General features: G+C 38.1%; 18 protein-coding genes, 3 tRNA genes and 1 rRNA gene. 10 read left to right on the top strand and 12 right to left on the bottom strand.

The genetic code is table 11. The features are described 5' to 3' along the window. Positions 1-267: 267 nt before the first annotated feature. The 3 genes from Q360_RS0121295 to Q360_RS0121285 form a co-directional block, all read right to left on the bottom strand. Positions 268-341, bottom strand: a tRNA-Ala gene (locus Q360_RS0121295). 132 nt (positions 342-473) lie between these two features. Further along, a tRNA-Ile gene (locus Q360_RS0121290) sits at positions 474-547 on the bottom strand. 164 nt (positions 548-711) lie between these two features. After that, positions 712-2238, bottom strand: a 16S ribosomal RNA gene (locus tag Q360_RS0121285). A 691-nt stretch (positions 2239-2929) separates the two neighbouring features. Here Q360_RS0121285 and thrS point away from each other — a divergent pair. The 4 genes from thrS (at position 2930) to rplT (ending at position 6329) form a co-directional block, all read left to right on the top strand. Further along, a complete protein-coding gene (gene thrS, locus Q360_RS0121280) occupies positions 2930-4870 on the top strand; it encodes a threonine--tRNA ligase (RefSeq protein WP_027078880.1) in 1941 nt (646 codons plus the stop codon). Positions 4871-4973: 103 nt separating this feature from the next. Further along, positions 4974-5531 (top strand): translation initiation factor IF-3, encoded by a 558-nt coding sequence (infC, locus tag Q360_RS0121275; RefSeq protein ID WP_084273521.1) that lies wholly within the window; start codon positions 4974-4976, stop codon positions 5529-5531. A 156-nt stretch (positions 5532-5687) separates the two neighbouring features. After that, the gene (gene rpmI / locus Q360_RS0121270; protein ID WP_027078878.1) at positions 5688-5885 is read left to right on the top strand and encodes a 50S ribosomal protein L35; all 198 of its coding nucleotides are present in this window, start codon (positions 5688-5690) and stop codon (positions 5883-5885) included. A 99-nt stretch (positions 5886-5984) separates the two neighbouring features. After that, positions 5985-6329 carry a 50S ribosomal protein L20 gene (gene rplT, locus Q360_RS0121265; protein WP_027078877.1) on the top strand — a complete coding sequence of 115 codons (345 nt, stop codon included), beginning with the start codon at positions 5985-5987 and terminating at the stop codon, positions 6327-6329. 111 nt (positions 6330-6440) lie between these two features. On the opposite strand, the gene Q360_RS0121260 is transcribed toward rplT, so the two are convergent. Continuing rightward, on the bottom strand, positions 6441-6881 hold the full coding sequence (locus tag Q360_RS0121260) for a secondary thiamine-phosphate synthase enzyme YjbQ (protein WP_036196362.1): 441 nt from the start codon (positions 6879-6881) through the stop codon (positions 6441-6443). 221 nt (positions 6882-7102) lie between these two features. Here Q360_RS0121260 and Q360_RS0121255 point away from each other — a divergent pair, with 221 nt between their 5' ends. Both Q360_RS0121255 and Q360_RS0121250 read left to right on the top strand, forming a co-directional pair. Next, a complete protein-coding gene (locus Q360_RS0121255) occupies positions 7103-7906 on the top strand; it encodes an HAD family hydrolase (protein ID WP_027078875.1) in 804 nt (267 codons plus the stop codon). A 104-nt stretch (positions 7907-8010) separates the two neighbouring features. Then, a complete protein-coding gene (locus tag Q360_RS0121250; protein WP_027078874.1) occupies positions 8011-8925 on the top strand; it encodes a DUF1338 domain-containing protein in 915 nt (304 codons plus the stop codon). Here Q360_RS0121250 and Q360_RS0121245 read toward each other — a convergent pair. The 6 genes from Q360_RS0121245 to tgt form a co-directional block, all read right to left on the bottom strand. Then, the gene (locus tag Q360_RS0121245) at positions 8922-10184 is read right to left on the bottom strand and encodes a hypothetical protein (RefSeq protein ID WP_027078873.1); all 1263 of its coding nucleotides are present in this window, start codon (positions 10182-10184) and stop codon (positions 8922-8924) included. The genes Q360_RS0121250 and Q360_RS0121245 overlap by 4 nt on opposite strands. A 192-nt stretch (positions 10185-10376) precedes the next feature. Then, positions 10377-11927, bottom strand: coding sequence for a replicative DNA helicase (dnaB, locus tag Q360_RS0121240; RefSeq protein ID WP_027078872.1), 1551 nt, complete (start codon positions 11925-11927; stop codon positions 10377-10379). A 166-nt stretch (positions 11928-12093) separates the two neighbouring features. Next, entirely contained in the window at positions 12094-13047 is a 954-nt protein-coding gene (locus tag Q360_RS0121235) for an acetyl-CoA carboxylase carboxyltransferase subunit alpha (RefSeq protein ID WP_027078871.1), read from the bottom strand. A gap of 52 nt (positions 13048-13099) precedes the next feature. Then, positions 13100-13999 carry a DMT family transporter gene (locus Q360_RS0121230; protein ID WP_027078870.1) on the bottom strand — a complete coding sequence of 300 codons (900 nt, stop codon included), beginning with the start codon at positions 13997-13999 and terminating at the stop codon, positions 13100-13102. Beyond that, positions 13986-15068: an LptF/LptG family permease gene (locus Q360_RS0121225; protein WP_027078869.1), complete on the bottom strand. Its 1083-nt coding sequence runs from the start codon at positions 15066-15068 to the stop codon at positions 13986-13988. Before Q360_RS0121225 ends, Q360_RS0121230 begins: the two co-directional genes overlap by 14 nt. Continuing rightward, a complete protein-coding gene (tgt, locus tag Q360_RS0121220; protein ID WP_027078868.1) occupies positions 15068-16198 on the bottom strand; it encodes a tRNA guanosine(34) transglycosylase Tgt in 1131 nt (376 codons plus the stop codon). Before tgt ends, Q360_RS0121225 begins: the two co-directional genes overlap by 1 nt. 234 nt (positions 16199-16432) lie before the next feature. On the opposite strand from tgt, the gene Q360_RS0121215 reads away from it, so the two are divergent. Next, a complete protein-coding gene (locus Q360_RS0121215) occupies positions 16433-17020 on the top strand; it encodes a porin family protein (RefSeq protein WP_027078867.1) in 588 nt (195 codons plus the stop codon). Positions 17021-17304: 284 nt separating this feature from the next. On the opposite strand, the gene Q360_RS0121210 is transcribed toward Q360_RS0121215, so the two are convergent. Beyond that, positions 17305-18282 (bottom strand): FKBP-type peptidyl-prolyl cis-trans isomerase, encoded by a 978-nt coding sequence (locus tag Q360_RS0121210; RefSeq protein ID WP_036196361.1) that lies wholly within the window; start codon positions 18280-18282, stop codon positions 17305-17307. Positions 18283-18356: 74 nt separating this feature from the next. Between Q360_RS0121210 and Q360_RS24195 the strand changes: the two genes are divergently transcribed. Both Q360_RS24195 and Q360_RS0121200 read left to right on the top strand, forming a co-directional pair. Further along, positions 18357-18788 carry an RNA-binding S4 domain-containing protein gene (locus tag Q360_RS24195; protein ID WP_051554857.1) on the top strand — a complete coding sequence of 144 codons (432 nt, stop codon included), beginning with the start codon at positions 18357-18359 and terminating at the stop codon, positions 18786-18788. Positions 18789-18829: 41 nt separating this feature from the next. Next, positions 18830-19327, top strand: coding sequence for a phosphoribosyltransferase family protein (locus Q360_RS0121200; RefSeq protein ID WP_027078865.1), 498 nt, complete (start codon positions 18830-18832; stop codon positions 19325-19327). Here Q360_RS0121200 and Q360_RS0121195 read toward each other — a convergent pair. Beyond that, positions 19319-19834, bottom strand: coding sequence for a shikimate kinase (locus tag Q360_RS0121195; RefSeq protein ID WP_027078864.1), 516 nt, complete (start codon positions 19832-19834; stop codon positions 19319-19321). The two genes, Q360_RS0121200 and Q360_RS0121195, sit on opposite strands and share 9 nt — an antisense overlap. 137 nt (positions 19835-19971) lie before the next feature. Between Q360_RS0121195 and Q360_RS0121190 the strand changes: the two genes are divergently transcribed. Further along, a tRNA-Lys gene (locus tag Q360_RS0121190) sits at positions 19972-20044 on the top strand. The last annotated feature ends 87 nt before the right edge of the window (positions 20045-20131 follow it).

Genomic DNA, 20131 nt, shown 5'->3' with positions numbered 1-20131 from the left:
TAGGCATTCCCCATACGCCCTTTTCCAGCTTGTCGCCAAACCTTCTTATTGCTTACTTATTATATATTCGTACTCTTTACTATCATTACGTACTTGCGTACGTAATTAAGATTCGTGTTTCTTTCTTTTTAGGTATATACAACACTAATGTTATATATCCTGTTCCAATATGTCAATGAACGTTTGGTGGGTTGCCAACAACAATTAAATTAATGACTTCCCATACAAAACTCGGAGATAATTAAATTATCACCCAGTATTGCCTAGTGGAGAATATCGGAGTCGAACCGATGACCTCCTGCGTGCAAGGCAGGCGCTCTAGCCAGCTGAGCTAATCCCCCATTTCTTTTAGTGATGAGTTATTAGTGATGAGTTATGAGTTATCAAACCCTCTTCTCCCAACTTCTAAAATTTCCAATACTTTAATCTCAATGAACGTTGCCCAGATTCTTCTACAAACCCTTGGGCTTCTGTAGTCCCAGGCAGACTCGAACTGCCGACCTCTACATTATCAGTGTAGCGCTCTAACCAGCTGAGCTATGGGACTGTCCCTACTCTAAAGCCTCCCGAAGGAAACCATACAGCATTTACTATATATCATAATTGTGGAAGAATAATTAGACAAAGAATATAAAATAATAAATCGAAAAAACGGGACCGAGAACTTATCTCAAAACCGTCAGGGACTGTCCTTAAAAGGACAATCTCTAGAAAGGAGGTGTTCCAGCCGCACCTTCCGGTACGGCTACCTTGTTACGACTTAGCCCTAGTTACCAATCTTGCCCTAGGCCGCTCCTTACGGTGACGGACTTCAGGCACTCCCGGCTTCCATGGCTTGACGGGCGGTGTGTACAAGGCCCGGGAACGTATTCACCGGATCATGGCTGATATCCGATTACTAGCGATTCCAGCTTCACGGGGTCGAGTTGCAGACCCCGATCCGAACTGTGACAGGTTTTGTAGATTCGCTCTGCCTTGCGACATGGCTGCTCTCTGTACCTGCCATTGTAGCACGTGTGTGGCCCAGGACGTAAGGGCCGTGATGATTTGACGTCATCCCCACCTTCCTCACGGTTTGCACCGGCAGTCCCGTTAGAGTCCCCATCATGACATGCTGGCAACTAACAGTAGGGGTTGCGCTCGTTATAGGACTTAACCTGACACCTCACGGCACGAGCTGACGACAACCATGCAGCACCTTGCAAATTGCCCGAAGGAAAAGGTATCTCTACCCCTGTCAAAATGCATTTAAGCCCTGGTAAGGTTCCTCGCGTATCATCGAATTAAACCACATGCTCCACCGCTTGTGCGGGCCCCCGTCAATTCCTTTGAGTTTCATTCTTGCGAACGTACTCCCCAGGTGGGATACTTATCACTTTCGCTTGGCCGCCCAGAACTCAAGGTTCCGGACAGCTAGTATCCATCGTTTACGGCGTGGACTACCAGGGTATCTAATCCTGTTCGCTCCCCACGCTTTCGTCCATCAGCGTCAGTATATAGTTAGTCACCTGCCTTCGCAATCGGTGTTCTATGTAATATCTATGCATTTCACCGCTACACTACATATTCCGGCAACTTCACTATAACTCAAGACGACCAGTATCAAAGGCAATTCTACAGTTGAGCTGCAGACTTTCACCACTGACTTAATCGCCCGCCTACGGACCCTTTAAACCCAATAATTCCGGATAACGCTCGGACCCTCCGTATTACCGCGGCTGCTGGCACGGAGTTAGCCGGTCCTTATTCTTACAGTACCGTCAATAAGCTACACGTAGCTCTTTTTCTTCCTGTATAAAAGCAGTTTACTACCCATAGGGCATTCTTCCTGCACGCGGCATGGCTGGATCAGAGTCTCCTCCATTGTCCAATATTCCTCACTGCTGCCTCCCGTAGGAGTCTGGTCCGTGTCTCAGTACCAGTGTGGGGGATCCCCCTCTCAGGGCCCCTACCCATCGTAGTCTTGGTAAGCCATTACCTTACCAACAAACTAATGGGACGCATGGCCATCTTCTACCGCCCGAAGGCTTTAATCAAAATACAATGCTGTATTAAGATACTATGGGGCATTAATCTTCGTTTCCAAAGGCTATTCCCCTGTAAAAGGTAGGTTCCATACGCGGTGCGCACCCGTGCGCCGGTCGTCATCAGTAGCAAGCTACTATGTTACCCCTCGACTTGCATGTGTTAGGCCTGCCGCTAGCGTTCATCCTGAGCCAGGATCAAACTCTTCATCGTTGTTTTGTAAATATTCGTCCCAACAATTCCAATGTCCGTCCCCGGCCCCGATTCTCTCGATCTAATTCTTTATAATTCTTGTCCGAAATTTTCAAAAAGGACCAATCCTTTTCTACTCACTTCGATTCTCCACAATATTTCAATGAACTCCTAATTGTCCCAAGTAAACTCCCTCAGAACGCTTCTTTTTGCTTAAGGTATTTCCCTAAGCGGCTGCAAATATACAACTGTTTTTTATCCCGACAAGCTTTTTTGAAAAAAAATAAAACTTCTTTTCAAACGGTCGAGAAAATTAACCGTACAACACAACTTTTAAAGAACTTACCCCTCACTCACTATAAACATAGCTCGTTTGCGGGGTGCAAATGTAACATCCTTTTTCATACCAACAACAATAAAAAACAAACTTTTTTGAAGGTTTTTTAGACCCAGGCTTTAACACCTTATAGAATAGATATTTACAGAATATTACTTGTTTAAAAAAGAGTATTAAACTTACAAAATATGAATGAATTGACAAAGTCATTATGGAAAGGAGCGCTCCCGAACACCAAAGTGTATCCAAAACTACTTATACTACATTAATCAACCTATAGCTTCTTAGGATAAAGATTACGAAAACAGCGCTGTATAAAATTGTAGACCTTAAAGCAACACATTATATTTGCGCACCTTATATATATATGATACGATGATTGAAATTACATTACCAGATGGCTCCACCAAGGAATTTGAAAAGGGAGCCACTCCAATGGATGTCGCGAACAGCATAAGCCAGGGCCTTGCCAGAAACATAATCTCCGCCAAGTTCGAAGACACCATTGTGGAGACCACTACCCCATTAACGGAAAATGGTGCTTTGGTATTATTTACCTGGAACGACCAAGAAGGTAAGACTGCATTTTGGCATTCAACCTCACATATTATAGCACAGGCTTTAGAGGAGCTATACCCTGGAGTAAAGTTAACTATAGGACCCGCAATTGAAAATGGTTTCTACTATGATGTAGATTTACCAGAGGGAAGTATCTCAGAAAAGGATTTTCAAAAAATCGAACAAAAGGCCATAGAAATTGCAAGAGGTAAGCATGATTATAAGATGCGTTCCGTATCTAAATCAGATGCCCTTAAGTTCTACAAGGACCAAGGAAACGAATATAAAGTAGAGCTTATAGAAAATCTGGATGATGGAACAATCACCTTTTGCGACCATGATAGCTTCACCGATTTATGCAGAGGAGGGCACATTCCTAATACAGGAATCGTTAAAGCCATTAAAATTCTAAATGTAGCAGGTGCGTATTGGAGGGGAAACGAGAAAAATCCACAACTGACACGTATTTACGGAATATCATTTCCAAAGCAGAAGGAACTTACTGCATACCTTGAGCTTTTGGAAGAAGCAAAAAAGCGGGATCATAGAAAATTAGGTAAAGAGCTGGAATTATTTACTTTTTCACAAAAAGTAGGGCAAGGGCTTCCTTTATGGCTACCAAAAGGTGCAGCCCTAAGAGAGCGATTAGAACAATTCCTTAAAAAAGCTCAAAAAAAAGCAGGTTACGAAATGGTTATCACTCCGCATATAGGACAAAAAGAACTGTATGTAACCTCTGGCCATTATGCTAAATACGGCGAAGACAGCTTTCAACCAATAAAGACGCCAAAGGAAGACGAAGAGTTTTTGCTAAAACCAATGAATTGTCCTCATCATTGTGAAATATACAACGCCAAACCTTTTAGCTATAAAGATTTACCAAAACGTTATGCCGAATTTGGCACCGTTTATAGATATGAACAAAGCGGCGAACTTCATGGTTTAACGAGGGTAAGAGGCTTTACACAAGACGACGCCCATATTTTCTGTATGCCAGAGCAATTAGATCAGGAATTCAAAGATGTAATTGACCTATCCTTATATGTATTAGAATCCTTAGGGTTTGAAAACTATACTGCCCAAGTATCACTAAGAGATTTAGATGATCCAGATAAATATATCGGTTCTGTTGAAAACTGGGAAAAAGCAGAGCAAGCAATTCTCAATGCTGCAGAGGAAAAGGGACTTAATTATGTTATAGAAAAGGGAGAAGCAGCATTTTATGGACCAAAACTAGACTTTATGGTCAAAGACGCTTTAGGAAGGAAATGGCAATTGGGCACTATCCAAGTGGATTATAACCTTCCAGAAAGGTTTGACCTAACGTACAAGGGCAGTGACAACGAACTTCACAGACCTGTAATGATACACAGAGCACCGTTTGGCAGTATGGAGCGTTTTATTGCCCTGTTACTTGAGCATACCGGAGGAAATTTTCCTTTATGGCTAACGCCAGAACAGGCTATAATTTTGCCTGTAAGCGAGAAACATGAAAAATATGCTGAAAAAGTTTTAAAATCCCTAGAAAATAACGAAATTCGCGCCCTCTTGGATAGTAGAAGTGAAACTATTGGCAAGAAAATACGAGAGGCAGAGATGAGCAAAGTGCCATTTATGCTTATTGTTGGTGATACGGATGAAAAGGAAAATACTATTTCCGTTCGAAAGCACGGAGGTAAAGACCTAGGAGCAATAACGATAACAGCGTTTACAGACTTGGTTAATACGGAAATAAATAGTACCTTAAAATCGTTTTGAAAGTGCCTTACCTAGATTTGTTGCAAACCAAATCTCACCTCTTTGAACTAAGTAGGTAAAATGGAAAAGGATTTAAGTAATGTTTAATTAAAAAATACGAGTCATAGCAATACGTAAGAGATTTAGGCCTCAACCTAGAAGAGAAAATAAGAATCCCCACAATATCAATGAAAAAATACTTGCTCCAGAAGTGAGGTTGGTTGGCGACAATGTGGAGGTTGGTGTATACCCGATAAGAAAAGCTTTGGATTTATCCAAAGAATTAGAATTGGATTTGGTGGAAATTTCACCAAAAGCGAAACCCCCTGTTTGTAAGATAATAGATTATAAAAAATTCTTATACGAACAGAAAAAGAGAGATAAGGCCATGAAGGCAAAAGCCTCTAAGGTGGTTGTAAAAGAGATACGATTTGGTCCCAATACAGATGACCATGATTACGAGTTTAAAAAGAAACATGCCGAAAAGTTTCTGAAAGAAGGAGCGAAACTAAAAGCATATGTCTTTTTCAAAGGGCGGTCTATCGTTTACAAGGATCAAGGAGAAATCTTACTTTTGAAGCTAGCTTCAGAGTTAGAGGAATTAGGAAAGGTGGAACAAATGCCAAAACTTGAAGGAAAGAGAATGACTATGTTCTTAGCCCCAAAAACCAAAGGCAAATAGTATATAGGTATCGCTCAGATACCGTATAGTTTATAAAATTATAAACGCTGCTTGCTCATTGTAAGCAGCGTTTAGATTGAAAAAGTTGAACTGATGCCAGTTAATTGCTGAAATAAGTTTAGCATATAGTGAGATTAATTAATTAAATAGGAGAAAATGCCTAAACAGAAAACAAAATCCAGTGCCAAAAAGCGATTTAAGCTTACAGGTTCAGGTAAAATTAAAAGAAAGCACGCTTTTAAGAGCCACATTCTTACAAAGAAATCTAAAAAGCGTAAGCTTAGGCTAACGCATGATGGTTTGGTTCATCAAGCAGATGTTAACAGTATTAAAGAGCAGTTACGTTTAAAGTAACTTAGCCCTTTAAAAAGGTAAAATTATTAACCATGGAGTTAGGCTATAAAAGTTCCAAAATAAAAAACATAGGACGCCTACTACAAAAAATTTAGAAAAATGCCAAGATCAGTAAATGCAGTAGCTTCCAGAGCCAGAAGAAAAAAGGTGATGAAGCAAGCCAAAGGGTACTTTGGAAGACGTAAAAATGTTTGGACAGTTGCAAAAAACGCAGTTGAAAAAGCAATGTTATATGCTTACAGGGACCGAAGAAACAAAAAAAGAACCTTTCGTGCGCTATGGATTACACGTATCAATGCGGGAGCCAGATTACACGGAATGTCCTACTCTCAATTTATGGGTAAAGTGAAAGCTAAAAATATAGAGCTTAATAGAAAAGTTCTTGCAGACCTAGCCATGAATCACCCTGATGCTTTTAAAGCCGTTGTAGACCAGGTAAAATAAATTAAACATATATACATCTCACTTAAAAAATCCGATTCATATGAATCGGATTTTTTTATGTCATACTTGTACCTTTTTTTACTGAAAATATTATTTAATGGCACAGCTATACTAACAAACCCTCTCTATTAAAGTTCCAGATATGGTTAAAACCAAGTCCCTTCCTAAGGCATGATCTCTATGCTCACACATATATACTCCTTGCCATACTCCTAAATTTAATCTTCCATGAGTTATTGGAATTTGTACTGAAGCACCTAACAGGGAGGCCTTAATATGGGCGGGCATATCATCAGGCCCCTCATACGTGTGTGTATAATGAGGTGCGTTTTCAGGCACCATCCTATTCATATGACTTTCAAAATCTGCACGAACCGTTGAATCGGCATTCTCGTTTATTGTAAGACTTGCCGATGTATGTTTAATAAAAACCTGACATATCCCTATTTCAATTTTTGAAATTTCTGGACACTCCGTAACAATTAAATCGGTAATGAGGTGGAATCCTCTGGAAAAAGTAGGAAGCCTAAACGTTTTTTGATACCATTTCATAAGGTTGTTATTTATAAACCGATACGTAAAGTGAATTAAAATAAGGGGTTGACTATACTAACCCTGAGTGTATCCAAAAGTACAGACAGAATACTTTAGCTAAAGGTGTTTTAGCCTTACCATTGATCGGCCTGATACTATTAAATAAAAGCAAAAATTCGTGTAACCGTATCGAGAATCCTTTTCATTAAAATACCTTTACATTCAAAATTATGCAATAAATGGATTTATCCAAAATAAAGATGGTAGTATCTGACATGGATGGTACACTACTCAACTCTAATCACGAAGTTAGTGACCGTTTTTTTAAAGTTTTTGAAATACTAAAATCCAAAGGTATCCTCTTTGTTGCTGCCAGTGGAAGACAATATAATAGTATAATTGATAAACTACATCCAATCAAAAACGATATTGTAGTCATTGCGGAAAATGGGGGGTTTGTAATGCAGCAAGAAAAGGAATTACTATCTACACCATTACCCACTACCCATATTAAAAGGACTTTAGAAATATTGGGTGGGTTTCCCGAAATGCATCCTGTACTTTGCGGAAAGCAAACGGCTTACATAACTGGAAAGTCTTCTGTTTTTGTAGACAAATTAAGAGAATACTATACCGAGTTCGATGTGGTTGATACCTTGGAAAATGTTACCACAGAAATCATCAAAATAGCTATCTATCATTTTGAAAGTTCGGAACATTTTATTTATCCACATGTAAAGTCGCTAGAACAAGAACTTAAAGTGAAAATATCAGGAACAAACTGGGTTGATATTTCCAGTGTTAATGCACATAAAGGGTTTGCATTAGAAAAAGTTATGAAGGCGCATCACATCAATACAGATGAAGTACTCGTATTTGGTGACTATAATAATGACTTAGAAATGCTTGCCTTGTCCGATTTTAGTTTTGCAATGGAAAATGCACATCTTAATGTAAAAAATATTTCAAAATACCAAACCGCATCTAATGATGATTTTGGAGTAGAAGTAGTTTTGGAAAAACTTATATCACAATTGGAATAACTTCATTCAGTCAAAATCAAATCCTAAAGTGACTTCGTTATTTGAAACCTTAAGTAGACTAAACGTTATATTTTCCCCCACAATTATTATTTAATATCATAGTTATGAAATTTAATCAGAATTCTGCCTTAGATCAATTAATGACCCTATTATTCGAACCTTATAAAAAAAGTGTTTCAGATGTACAGAAAGTGTCCAATGCCTTATTGGAAGGCGGAATTATAGCCTCAGAAGATGAAATAGTAAACGACCATATTGCTTTTAGGACCTTGGGCGTTCCTCATTTAGGTATAGCCTCTTTAGAAAATATTTTCCTTCACTATGGGTATAAAAAACGTGATTATTATTTTTTTGAAGGCAAAAAATTAAATGCCTATTGGTATTCACCACCATCCCCAAAGTATCCACGTATATTCATAAGTGAACTTAGGGTTGAAGACTTATCAAGAAGCACTAAAGCACTTATCACTAAATACACAGCTAAAGTTACTTCCGATCTAGTTTCCAATTTAGATTTGAACGACCCCGAGGCAGTGGGTGACTTTTTTTATAAATCGTTATGGGAACTACCAAGTATCGCAGACTACCAAACGCTTGCCACTGATAGTGAGTATGCCGCTTGGGTAATTTACAACCGCTACTATTTAAACCACTATACGATTAGTGTGCATGAGCTTAAAGAAGGATATAACACCATGGAAACGTTTAACGAATTCTTAGTAGGTATTGGCATAAAACTAAACAACTCTGGCGGTATTATCAAACAAAGTGCCGATGGACTTCTTAGACAAAGTAGCTCTATAGCTAAAATGATAGAGGCCACATTTATGAACGGTAAAACAATGGAGATTCCGGGAAGCTATGTAGAATTTGCAGAACGACTACCCTTACCGGAATTTAAACATTTGGTACAATCAGAGGTTTCTAGAATACAACGAAGAGATGGGTTTGAGTCGGCCAATGCTGATAAAATTTTTGAAAGCACCTACGCCTCTCAAACAGATTCCAAAACAGACTAAGTTTTCTGCTTTTTCTTGCGCGCTGCTGGGAAAAGCACGTTGTTCAAAATTAATCGATATCCCGGCGAGGTTGGATGTAACTCCAATTCTGTTTTGGGATCTCCTACCCTATGCTGGTAATCTTCTGGATCATGACCTCCGTAAAAGGTAAAAAATCCTTTTCCATTTATTCCATGTATATATCTGGCTTCTCCGTTTAGTTTGTTTTCTCCAAGAACTAGCACGGTAGGTTTAATTTGTGATTTATTGAAGGCGGTGGTCTGCCCCATAAAACCCTTTACCAAAGAGGTATGATTTTGGCACAGCATAGTAGGCACAGCATCCCATTTTGCAGAAAAATCCATCAACGAAAAATAATCAGACTCCTTGGGAACGTTTCCTCTTTTTTTGGTCATATCTATTGAAGAAAACTCATATTTCATAGGACTACGCTCCAATACAAAATCTGTAAAAGCAAAAGTCTTACTAAAGCTCAAACCAGCTTGGTAGTTAGGGTCTGAGGCATCCCCATCGAACATCGGTTCGCAAATATCCACACCATCCGCTGCAAGGGCAATATCAAAACTATCTGTTGCAGAGCACATGGCGAACATAAATCCGCCACCTATAACGTAATTTCGTATTTTTAAAGCAACGGCTCCCTTTTCTTGAGACACTTTATCATAGCCTAATTTCTTTGCCAGTTTTTCTGACGCTGCCTTCCCATCAATATACCATGGTGTTGCCCTATATGCTCCATAAAATTTTCCATATTGACCTGTAAAATCCTCATGATGCAAATGCAACCAGTCGTATAAAGCCAGTTTATCATTTAATACCTCTTCATCATAAATAGTGACATATGGTATCTCAGCATAAGTCAATACCATCGTAACGGCATCATCCCACGGCTGGTTTCCTTGTGGCGAGTACACGGCAATCTTAGGTGCTTTCTCCAAAATAACGGCGTCTTGGTTTTTAGATGGACTACTGATCTCATCCAAAATAGCATTCGCTTGACTATCAGATACAATTTCAAACGAAACGCCTCTTATTTGACATTCTTTCCGGATGCTTTCTCCATCGGGCATCAAGAAAGAACCGCCCCTATAGTTTAAAAGCCATTGTACTTTTTGCTGTTTGGCAAGCACCCAATAGGTGATTCCGTATGCCTTTAAATGATTTTTCTGGTAATCGGCATCCATAGGTATTAGAATGGAGGATGCTGAGATCTGCAACGAAAATAGAAACAATAAAAAAGAGAAAAGACTTTTTGGCATGCGCTTTATATTATTCAGTCATTTCAAAGATAGAAGAAAAACCTCCGAGTTGTATTTTGTGAACAGTTAAAGAATTTGCAAAACTGTATACAAATTTGCCCTTAGTCATATTTGAATCTGCGCTTTAAATTCAGCTAAAAATCAAAAAAGCAAGTATCGCAAAGAATTCCCTTTTGAAAGAAACTCAGCACACTAAAAAGGTACATCGTTATCCTCCTCAGAATCTAAACCTTGATTCATATTACTGCCAAACGCTTCTTTTGTCGTGGGTAAACTTTTAGTCGCAAAAGGATTTTCCTCGTTTTCATTCATTTTAGACTGAAATTCGAAAGGTGAGTCAAAATCATCAAGATTATCAAACTTACCTAGGTTTCCGATAAACTTCAATCTAATACTATCCAAACCACCGTTCCTGTGCTTGGCCACAATCAACTCTCCCTGGCCTTGGGTAGGGCTTCTTTCTTCATCGTCCCACTCATCTATCTTATAATATTCAGGTCTGTAAATAAATGCTACAATATCGGCATCTTGCTCAATTGCACCAGATTCCCTAAGATCTGATAATAACGGACGTTTACTACCTCCACGTGTTTCTACAGCCCTTGAAAGCTGTGACAATGCGATTACGGGAACATTTAGTTCCTTAGCCAATGCTTTTAGGTTACGGGAAATCGTAGAAATTTCCTGTTCCCTGTTTCCTCCTTTTTGGGAACCTCCGGCCGTCATCAATTGTAAGTAATCGATAACAATCATTTTAATACCGTGTTGGGATGCCAGTCGTCTAGCTTTTGCCCTAAGGTCAAATATAGAAAGTGATGGTGTATCATCTATGAACAAAGGTGCCTTTTCTAAAGCTTTTACTTTTACATTCAACTGTTCCCACTCATGTTTTTCGAGTTTACCTGTACGCAGCTTTTCGGAGGACAACCCTGTTTCGGAGGATATCAAACGTGTAATCAATTGTACTGAGGACATCTCACAGGAGAAAAATGCTACCGGTATATTGTGATTTACCGCCATGTTTTTTGCCATAGATAAGGTTAATGCCGTTTTACCCATACCGGGACGCGCTGCGATGATAATTAAATCACTTGGCTGCCAACCAGAGGTAAGTTTATCCACTTTATCAAAACCGGAGGGTACACCACTCAACCCTTCCTTGTTGGCAATTTCTTCAATTCTTTTCTTGGCTTGTATCACCAAATTCTGAGCTGTTTCAGCAGAGCGCTTTAGATTACCCTGAGTAACATCGTACAACTTGGATTCCGCAGCATCCAAAAGGTCAAAGACATCAGTACTCTCATCGTATGCCTCCTCTATAATTTCGTTAGAAATTTTAATCAAACTACGCTGAATGAACTTTTGGAGGATAATACGAGCGTGAAACTCAATATGCGCCGAAGAAGCCACTTTTTGTGTCAGTTTAATCAAGTAAAAATCACCTCCTGCCGCCTCCAACTTACCTGCTTTCTTCAATTGAGAAGAAACCGTTAGTAAATCTACCGGCTGAGACTCTTCGAATAAAATGAAGATTGCTTCATAGATGAATCTGTGTGCGTCCTTATAAAATACATCTGGATGCAAAATATCGATAACCTCATCGACCCCTTTTTTATCTATCATCATCGCACCAATCACAACTTCCTCCAAATCAACGGCTTGTGGCGGTATTTTACCTCTTTCAAGGCTTATGATAGTAGATTTATCGATCTTACGACCAACTAAGGGTTTCGTGTTTTCCATGGATACGAAAATATGCAATTAACATTTAGCTAACAGTGGAATTCCTTTTTAGGATGTTCACAAATCACTAACGTTGTCTGTTAATAAGTTACAATTTTATGTTGATAACAAAAAAAATCCAGAGTTTAAAAATTCTGGATTTTCTTGAGGTTACAAAAATGGTCTATCAACCATTGAAAACACCCATCTGTTCGTATTTATCCATACGCTGTTTTACTAATTCTTTTGGTGATAACTTTTGAAGTTCACCATAATGGGAAACTATTTTATTTTTCAGAATATCGAAAGTTTTATCCCTGTTCGCGTGCGCACCTCCTGCAGGTTCCCTAACAATTTCATCTATTAACTTTAGTTTCTTCATATCGGTAGCGGTTAATTTTAAGGCAGATGCAGCGATTTCCTTATATTCCCAACTTCTCCATAAGATAGAGGAGCAAGATTCTGGTGATATAACCGAGTACCATGTATTTTCCAACATCAGTACTTTATCCCCAACGCCAATCCCCAATGCACCACCTGAAGCACCTTCGCCTATAATAGCGACAATAATTGGTACTTTAAGCCTTGTCATTTCCAAAATATTCCTAGCAATAGCTTCTCCCTGTCCTCGCTCTTCCGCTTCAATTCCTGGATATGCTCCTGGCGTATCTACCAAACAAATTACAGGAACATTAAATTTTTCGGCCGACCTCATCAAACGAAGCGCTTTACGATACCCTTCAGGATTTGCCATACCAAAATTTCTATATTGCCTTGTCTTTGTATTATATCCTTTTTGCTGCCCAACAAACATAAAAGACTGGTCTCCTATTTTTCCAAGCCCACCAATCATAGCTTTGTCATCTTTTACGGTACGATCACCGTGAAGCTCCAAAAAAGTATCTCCACAAATAGCTTTGATATAGTCTAAGGTATATGGTCTGTTTGGGTGTCTTGAAAGTTGAACACGCTGCCAAGCCGTAAGATTCTTATAAATGTCCTTTCTAGTTTCCGTTAATTTTTTCTCTATCTGTTTGCAGGTTTCGGTAACATCAACATCACTCTCTTTACCAATAATCATACACTTGTCCAATTGGTCTTCCAGCTCCTTTATAGGAAGTTCAAAATCCAAATATTCCATAGTTCAAAAAAAAATTTAGTTAGTTGTGAGTTCAAAGATAAAACTTTAAAGCCTAACCTTTAGGTGAAGACTGCTTTTTACTAGCCCTATGTTTTAAAATACCGTTTGTAATTACTGTAGCGAATATAATCAGTGCACCCACATAAAAAAGAGAATTCATTTTTTCCTCCGAGCCGAAAAACACCAATGCCAACAATATGCCGTATACGGGTTCCAAATTATTGGTTAACATAACCGTATAGGCGGTAAGCACCCGCATAATTTTTACAGATGCGATGAAGGCGTATGACGTACATACTAGTGACAAAACAATTAGATACCACCAATCAGAAACTTCTAATCTAAAAAATTCAAAAGTAAAACCTCCTGTAACTGAAAGCAACAGGGTTAAGAATAAAGTTCCGATTACTAGCTCATAGAACGATATTACAGATGGTCTATTCTTCTTCACCAACTGTGCGTTTACAATCGAAAAAACAGCGGCCAAAAAGGAAGAAATTAAAGCGATTATCATACCATAAACATAGTTAGACTCTACACGAAAAATAAGATATAGCCCTAAAATGACTAATAATCCTAATAGCAATTCATACCCAACTATTTTACGGTTGTACACTATTGGCTCTATAATAGCAGTAAACAATGCTCCAGTGGACATCATGGCTAGGGCTACGGAAACTGTAGATGCCTTAATCGCCAAAAAAAAAGTAACCCAATGTAAGGCTACTATAATGCCCGCAAAAGTGAACCACAATAAGGTCTTCGTATTTACGCGCAGTGTGAATTTTGAAAAACGAATGTATACGAGAATGAATAGGGAGGCCAATCCCATACGATACCAGACCAGCGGTAAGGAGTCTATAGAAATTAGTTTTCCAAGAATCGCCGTAAAACCATAAATAAAAACTATAATTTGGAGATGGATGAGATTGCTTAATCTATCTTTTTGCATTCTGTAGCAAGTAAAAAGCCAAAACGCCAAAAACAACATTAGGGATAATTACAGCCAACAAAGGAGGAAATCCTGATTGCTCTGCAAGGGTACCAAAAACTTTATCAAAAAATACAAACACGAAGGCCACTAAAATTCCGAACGCTAGGTTAATCCCCATTCCTCCGCGTCTTTTTACCGAGGATACAGCAACAGCAATAATGGTTAAAATAAAAGCCGTTAATGGCAAGGCCCACCTTTTGTATTTTACAAGAACATAAGTATTAATGTTGGATGCCCCTTTTCTTTTTTGGCTTTTGATGAACTCGTCTAATTCATAAAGATTCTTCGTTTCTGCTACATAGGATACCTGCGTAAGGTCGTTGATTTTGAAAGGAAACAGAGTATCAAGGCGCCTTTTACTTTCAATAAATGCACTATCTCCTTTAACCGTTCGTTTACTATAGGAAGTTAATCTATAGGTACTATCTTTTTCTACCCATCTAATATTTGCTGCGGAAATTTTAAATTTAAGTTCATTCTTTTCATCAAAACGTTCAAACGTGAAATTGTTTCCCAACTGCCGGGCTGGATCAAAACTACTCACATAAATAAAATCAGTTTCATTCAACTGATTGAAAATATTATTGGTGATACGGTCTTTCTTTCCCTTTTTAAGGTATTTGAACTTAAATTCATTAAAGCCAAGACTGGCATTAGGTACGATGAACATGGTCATAAAGAACATCAATACCGCTATCATAGATGCTCCAATTAAGTAAGGACGTAAAAACCTACCATAAGAAACACCAGAGCTTAAAATAGCTACAATTTCAGTGTTATTGGCGAGTTTAGAGGTAAAGAAGATTACCGATAAAAAAAGAAAAATAGGAAATAGCAGATTACCAATGTAAATGGTGAAGTTGAGATAATACGTCAAGATTTCGTTTAGTGGGGCTTCATTATCAATCATTTTGCCTATCTGCTCTGCCAAGTTCACCATAATACCAATGGGAATGAAGAGGAGCAACATCAAAGAAAATGTGGCCAAATACCGCTTTAATATGTATTTATCAATTATCGAAAGCATTAGAGCCTTTTATCCATTTGTTTTACCATCCGATCTTTCCATTCTCTAAAATCACCTGCCAAAATATGCTTTCTGGCCTCGCGTACCAACCAAAGATAAAATCCTAGATTATGTATCGTAGCAATTTGTTTTCCTAAATATTCATTAGCTGCGAACAAATGTCTCAAATACGCCTTGCTATACTCACGATCGACAAAAGTAGTTCCCATTTCATCCAATATAGAAAAATCATCTTCCCACTTCTTATTCTTTATATTGATGGAGCCATGAGCCGTAAACAACATTCCATTTCTAGCATTTCTGGTCGGCATAACGCAATCAAACATATCTACCCCAAGGGCAATATTTTCTAAAATATTTATCGGTGTCCCTACCCCCATTAAATATCTGGGTTTATCCTCTGGTAATATTTCGCAAACCACCTCGGTCATTGCATACAACTCATCCGCTGGTTCTCCTACAGAAAGGCCACCGATTGCGTTTCCTTCTGCACCTGAATTGGCAATATATTCGGCGGACTGACGCCTTAAATCGGTATACGTTGATCCCTGCACAATCGGGAAAAAAGTCTGAGCATAATCATATTCCAAAGGTGTTTTTTCGAGATGATTGATACATCTATCCAACCAGCGATGCGTCATATGCATAGATCGTTTTGCGTAGTTGTAATCGCAAGGATATGGGGTACATTCATCAAAGGCCATAATAATATCCGCACCAATGACCCGCTGTATTTCCATTACATTCTCCGGGGTAAACATATGGGTAGAACCATCTATATGGGATTTAAACTTTACGCCTTCCTCCTTTATTTTTCTATTTGCAGATAGGGAATACACTTGGTATCCTCCACTGTCCGTTAAGATATTCTTTTCCCATCCCATAAACTTATGCAGACCCCCGGCTTGTTTTAATATATGCGTCTTGGGCCTTAGGAACAAATGATAGGTATTGCCTAAAATAATATCAGGTTTAATTTCTTCCCGTAGTTCTTTTTGGTGTACTCCCTTTACGGAAGCAACGGTACCCACAGGCATGAAAATAGGCGTTTGTATGGAACCATGGTCTGTTTTAATGGTTCCTGCCCTTGCTTTGCTAAGTGGATCGGTCTTGTGTAAAGTAAATTTCAAAAGCTTATGAATAAGGATACAAATATAACGAACTCAAAGTCCCCAAAACTTAATAAAAAGCAAATATCTAAAAGGGGTAAATCTATATCTTAATCGATTAAATAATATACCGCTCGCTAGTCCATATTGGCATAAAACAATAAAGCATAAGGCTTTGCGTTCTGATGTTATAGCGAGAAATGGGATGTTTGGTATTGTTATTGATTACCGTTTTCTCATCAAAACAAAATGATTATGAAAAAAATAGTTTTAATTACAGCAGTAGTGCTGTCAGGATTTTTTGGTTTAGCACAAAATGGTTCTGGATTTGGCATTAAGGGTGGTATAAACTACGCCGGTAATGGGGATTTCTTTGATTCCGCAGAAAACGCGGTGCAAAGTCCTGACAGAAATGTGGGCTACCATGTAGGTGTTTTTGGCAAATTAGGAAATAAGATATATATAAGGCCTGAATTGGTATATACCAGCACCACATCCGACTACGATGAAGGAGACTTAAGAATAAACAAATTGGATGTTCCTGTTTTAGTAGGTATTAAAGTTATAGGCCCTTTAAGCATATTTGCAGGCCCGGCGTTCCAATATATTTTGAATAGTAAGTTTGATGGGGTAACTATCGATAACATTGAAAATGATTTTACCGTTGGCCTAAACATAGGTGCAGGAGTAAGTTTCGGGAAATTTGGTTTAGATGTACGTTACGAAAGAGGTTTTAGCGAGAACGAATTGAATTTCATAGATAGTACCCAACTTACCCTTAACGACGACCGAGTAGATACCAGACCTGACCAAATCATATTGAGCTTGTCCCTAAAACTTTAGTGCAGCACTAAAGACAGCAAAAAAGAGCCCTTTAAGAATAAACTTAAAGGGCTCTTTTTTGCTGTCTTTTAATGAAATTTGTAATAATAAATATATAAAGTAACATGCTACTATAAGATTATTTAAACCAAATTGTTATTTCAAAAAAAAATGAGTGTCAAATGGCCTTATTCGTAACCTGAATCTATGAAAATTAGAGATTACAGTATCTTATTTTAGATTCTAAAACCTATGTATTAAATATTTGGAAATAATTCTAACATCAATAAATTCATAGGAAATAGCTATGAATCAATATCCAAATGGTCAGAAATCCCATCACCATCGGTATCTTTAAAGGATAAAAATGTACCATCTGCATTCAAGTTTATTTCCTCTATGGTTGGAATGCCATCATTGTCATCGTCAGCATCACGATAGTTAACAATAGTTGCTTGTACTTCATCCGCACTATCTGTATTGTCGTTGTTGAGATTTCCGTCCATATTAAGATCTTCCAAAATTGAAGGAATACCATCCTGATCTGTATCGGTGTTAGGCTCAAACGAGTACGCATCTATCTTGAAAACCAAAGGAGCATAAATTGGAATTAAATTACTCGTAGGAGTATTAAAGTATGCTAGCTCAGAAGGCATAAAAATAGCGCCAATACCATAGTCTTCATAAGTAAACGTTCCATCTCCATTTTCTATTACAGCACTTCCTGTTTTAAAATATTCCATCCCGTTACCAAAGCCACGAACAACCTGAGACAGATTAAATTTTACAGGTTGGCTAACTTGAGAATCAAATACTTGTCCGTTTAATAAAGAACCCTCATATCTTAAAATAGAGTTATCTCCAATAGTAGGTACTGACTCCGACACCCCTTGCCTAACTACTAAATAATATAATTTACTATTTACAACTTCATCACCGGATACTACGCCCACGTCTGCAGATGTTACCGTAATAGTTTCCGAACCAAACTCGACTGCATTAAGTTGACTACTATCAAAAATGGAAATTTTATCCGAGTTATCACCGGATATAGTATCGAATCTTATTCTAAAGTCAAAATCTGCTGGAGGACTTTGGAATTCCTCATAGTTATAAAAATGACTCTTTAAAAAAGCTACTATTTCCGTATCATTGTCAACAGCAACCTCGCTTAACAACCTTGGAGGTATCACCTGTGCTTGGGGTCCTTCATCATCATCTCCACAAGACCACGCTGCAGCTGCCAACCATACAACTAAACAGATATTTTTTAATTTCATCATTTTAATTATTAAGCGCGCAAGATACAATTTTCCCCTATTTTTGCTTAGAACCTTAACAAAGATTTTTATTTGTAATGCGGATAGATAAATACTTGTGGAGTACACGTTACTTTAAAACACGGAATATTGCCACAAATGCCTGTAAAAAAGGGCATGTTAAAATAAACGAACACGTTGCAAAGCCAGGCAGGGAAGTTTTTCCGACGGATGCTATAATCGTGCGAAAGAATCAAATCAACTATCAATTTAAGGTACTAGATATTCCACCAAGTCGTGTAGGGGCAAAACTGGTAGACATGTACAGAAAAGACACTACCCCAAAAGAGGCCTTTGAGCACAATGAGCTATTAAAATACTCAAAGGAATACTATCGAAAAAAGGGTGCTGGAAGACCTACAAAAAAAGACCGTAGAGAAATAGATGACTATTTAGATGAGCCAATAACGTCGGAAAAACCAAATGAAACAGACAAGCCAACCGATTCAGAAATAGATAAAGACGCATAGGTAAAACACACGTTATATTTAAAACTTAAAGTATTAGACTAATGGAACAACTTATTCTTTCCCATGACCAGATACAGTTCAAGACAAAACGTATCGCCTACCAGATTTATGAAGCTAATGTAGATGAGAAACAAATCATCATTGCAGGAATAGATGGAGGAGGCACCAAGTTTGCAAAAAAGATAATCGCTGTACTTCGTAAGATTACTAATGCAGAAATAACATTGTGCAAGGTAATGATGGATAAGAGCAACCCACTAAAAAGTGGTGTTAGCACTTCTATTTCGGAGAATGATTTCAAAAACAAGTCTATAGTACTGGTAGACGATGTGCTAAACTCAGGCACAACTCTTATCTATGGCGTGCATCATTTTTTGAGAACACCATTAAAACAGCTCAAAACAGCCGTTCTGGTAAACCGAAACCATAAAAAATATCCTGTAAAAGCAGATTATAAAGGAATTTCATTATCCACTTCTTTGCAAGAACATGTAAATGTGTTGTTTGAATCGAAAAATGATCGGGTGTTTTTAAACTAACCGCTTCACTAATTCGTTAGCTAATTCTTCGGGAGTAGTTTCGTTATAAGAAATGGTAATATTGGCTTGGTTGTAGTAAAAACTCCGCTCAAAAAGATGTTTCCCAATAAATTCTGGTAATTCGGCATTTGCTATATCCCTGATTAGTGGCCGTTGAGCCTTCTCTGTAGAAAGTCTCCTTACTAGTTCATCTAAAGAAACCTTCAGATAAACACTATTTGCTGTTTTATGAGTTATTGCCTCCATATTTGCACCATAACATGGTGTTCCACCACCAGTGGACAACAAAAAATTTGAATCAGAACTTAAAATTTCATTCAAATAAAAAAATTCTTTTTTTCTAAAATACAGCTCACCCTTCTCCAAAAATAACTGCGCTATGGTTTGTTCTTCTGCTTTTTCGATATACCCGTCCAGATCTAAAAATTTAATTTTCAAGCGTTTAGCTACTAACTTTCCTATCGTAGTTTTTCCACTACCCATATACCCTACCAATACTATTTTCACGTGTTTGTTTTGTGTAAAATTGAACTAATTTTAATCGATTTCAAAAAAAAAAAAAATTCTCTTAAAATGCACTTGTATAGTAAATGAATCCTCTTATATTTGCACCCGCAATGAGGGAAATATCCTGATTTGTTTTTGACCTGGTAGCTCAGTTGGTAGAGCATCTCCCTTTTAAGGAGAGGGTCCCGGGTTCGAGCCCCGGCCAGGTCACTTTAATGAAATCCAATCTATTTATTTAGATTGGATTTTTTCGTTTAAAACCCTACCCCTACTAGTTTTAAAGGTGTTTTAGCAAAT

The sequence above is a fragment of the Maribacter antarcticus DSM 21422 genome (assembly GCF_000621125.1).
GTDB classification, from domain to species: domain Bacteria; phylum Bacteroidota; class Bacteroidia; order Flavobacteriales; family Flavobacteriaceae; genus Maribacter; species Maribacter antarcticus.
This window is presented reverse-complemented; position numbering and strand designations above follow the sequence as displayed.

Excerpts from the sequence above, each read along its gene's own strand:
- Q360_RS0121245 (WP_027078873.1), bottom strand. The coding sequence starts at position 10,184 with ATGCCAAAAAGTCTTTTCTCTTTTTTATTGTTTCTATTTTCGTTGCAG.
- Q360_RS0121230 (WP_027078870.1), bottom strand. The coding sequence starts at position 13,999 with ATGCAAAAAGATAGATTAAGCAATCTCATCCATCTCCAAATTATAGTT.
- Q360_RS0121255 (WP_027078875.1), top strand. The coding sequence starts at position 7,103 with ATGGATTTATCCAAAATAAAGATGGTAGTATCTGACATGGATGGTACA.
- rplT (WP_027078877.1), top strand. The coding sequence starts at position 5,985 with ATGCCAAGATCAGTAAATGCAGTAGCTTCCAGAGCCAGAAGAAAAAAG.
- Q360_RS0121200 (WP_027078865.1), top strand. The coding sequence starts at position 18,830 with ATGGAACAACTTATTCTTTCCCATGACCAGATACAGTTCAAGACAAAA.
- Q360_RS0121225 (WP_027078869.1), bottom strand. The coding sequence starts at position 15,068 with ATGCTTTCGATAATTGATAAATACATATTAAAGCGGTATTTGGCCACA.
- Q360_RS0121210 (WP_036196361.1), bottom strand. The coding sequence starts at position 18,282 with ATGATGAAATTAAAAAATATCTGTTTAGTTGTATGGTTGGCAGCTGCA.
- Q360_RS0121235 (WP_027078871.1), bottom strand. The coding sequence starts at position 13,047 with ATGGAATATTTGGATTTTGAACTTCCTATAAAGGAGCTGGAAGACCAA.
- rpmI (WP_027078878.1), top strand. The coding sequence starts at position 5,688 with ATGCCTAAACAGAAAACAAAATCCAGTGCCAAAAAGCGATTTAAGCTT.
- dnaB (WP_027078872.1), bottom strand. The coding sequence starts at position 11,927 with ATGGAAAACACGAAACCCTTAGTTGGTCGTAAGATCGATAAATCTACT.
- Q360_RS24195 (WP_051554857.1), top strand. The coding sequence starts at position 18,357 with ATGCGGATAGATAAATACTTGTGGAGTACACGTTACTTTAAAACACGG.
- Q360_RS0121260 (WP_036196362.1), bottom strand. The coding sequence starts at position 6,881 with ATGAAATGGTATCAAAAAACGTTTAGGCTTCCTACTTTTTCCAGAGGA.
- Q360_RS0121250 (WP_027078874.1), top strand. The coding sequence starts at position 8,011 with ATGAAATTTAATCAGAATTCTGCCTTAGATCAATTAATGACCCTATTA.
- Q360_RS0121215 (WP_027078867.1), top strand. The coding sequence starts at position 16,433 with ATGAAAAAAATAGTTTTAATTACAGCAGTAGTGCTGTCAGGATTTTTT.
- thrS (WP_027078880.1), top strand. The coding sequence starts at position 2,930 with ATGATTGAAATTACATTACCAGATGGCTCCACCAAGGAATTTGAAAAG.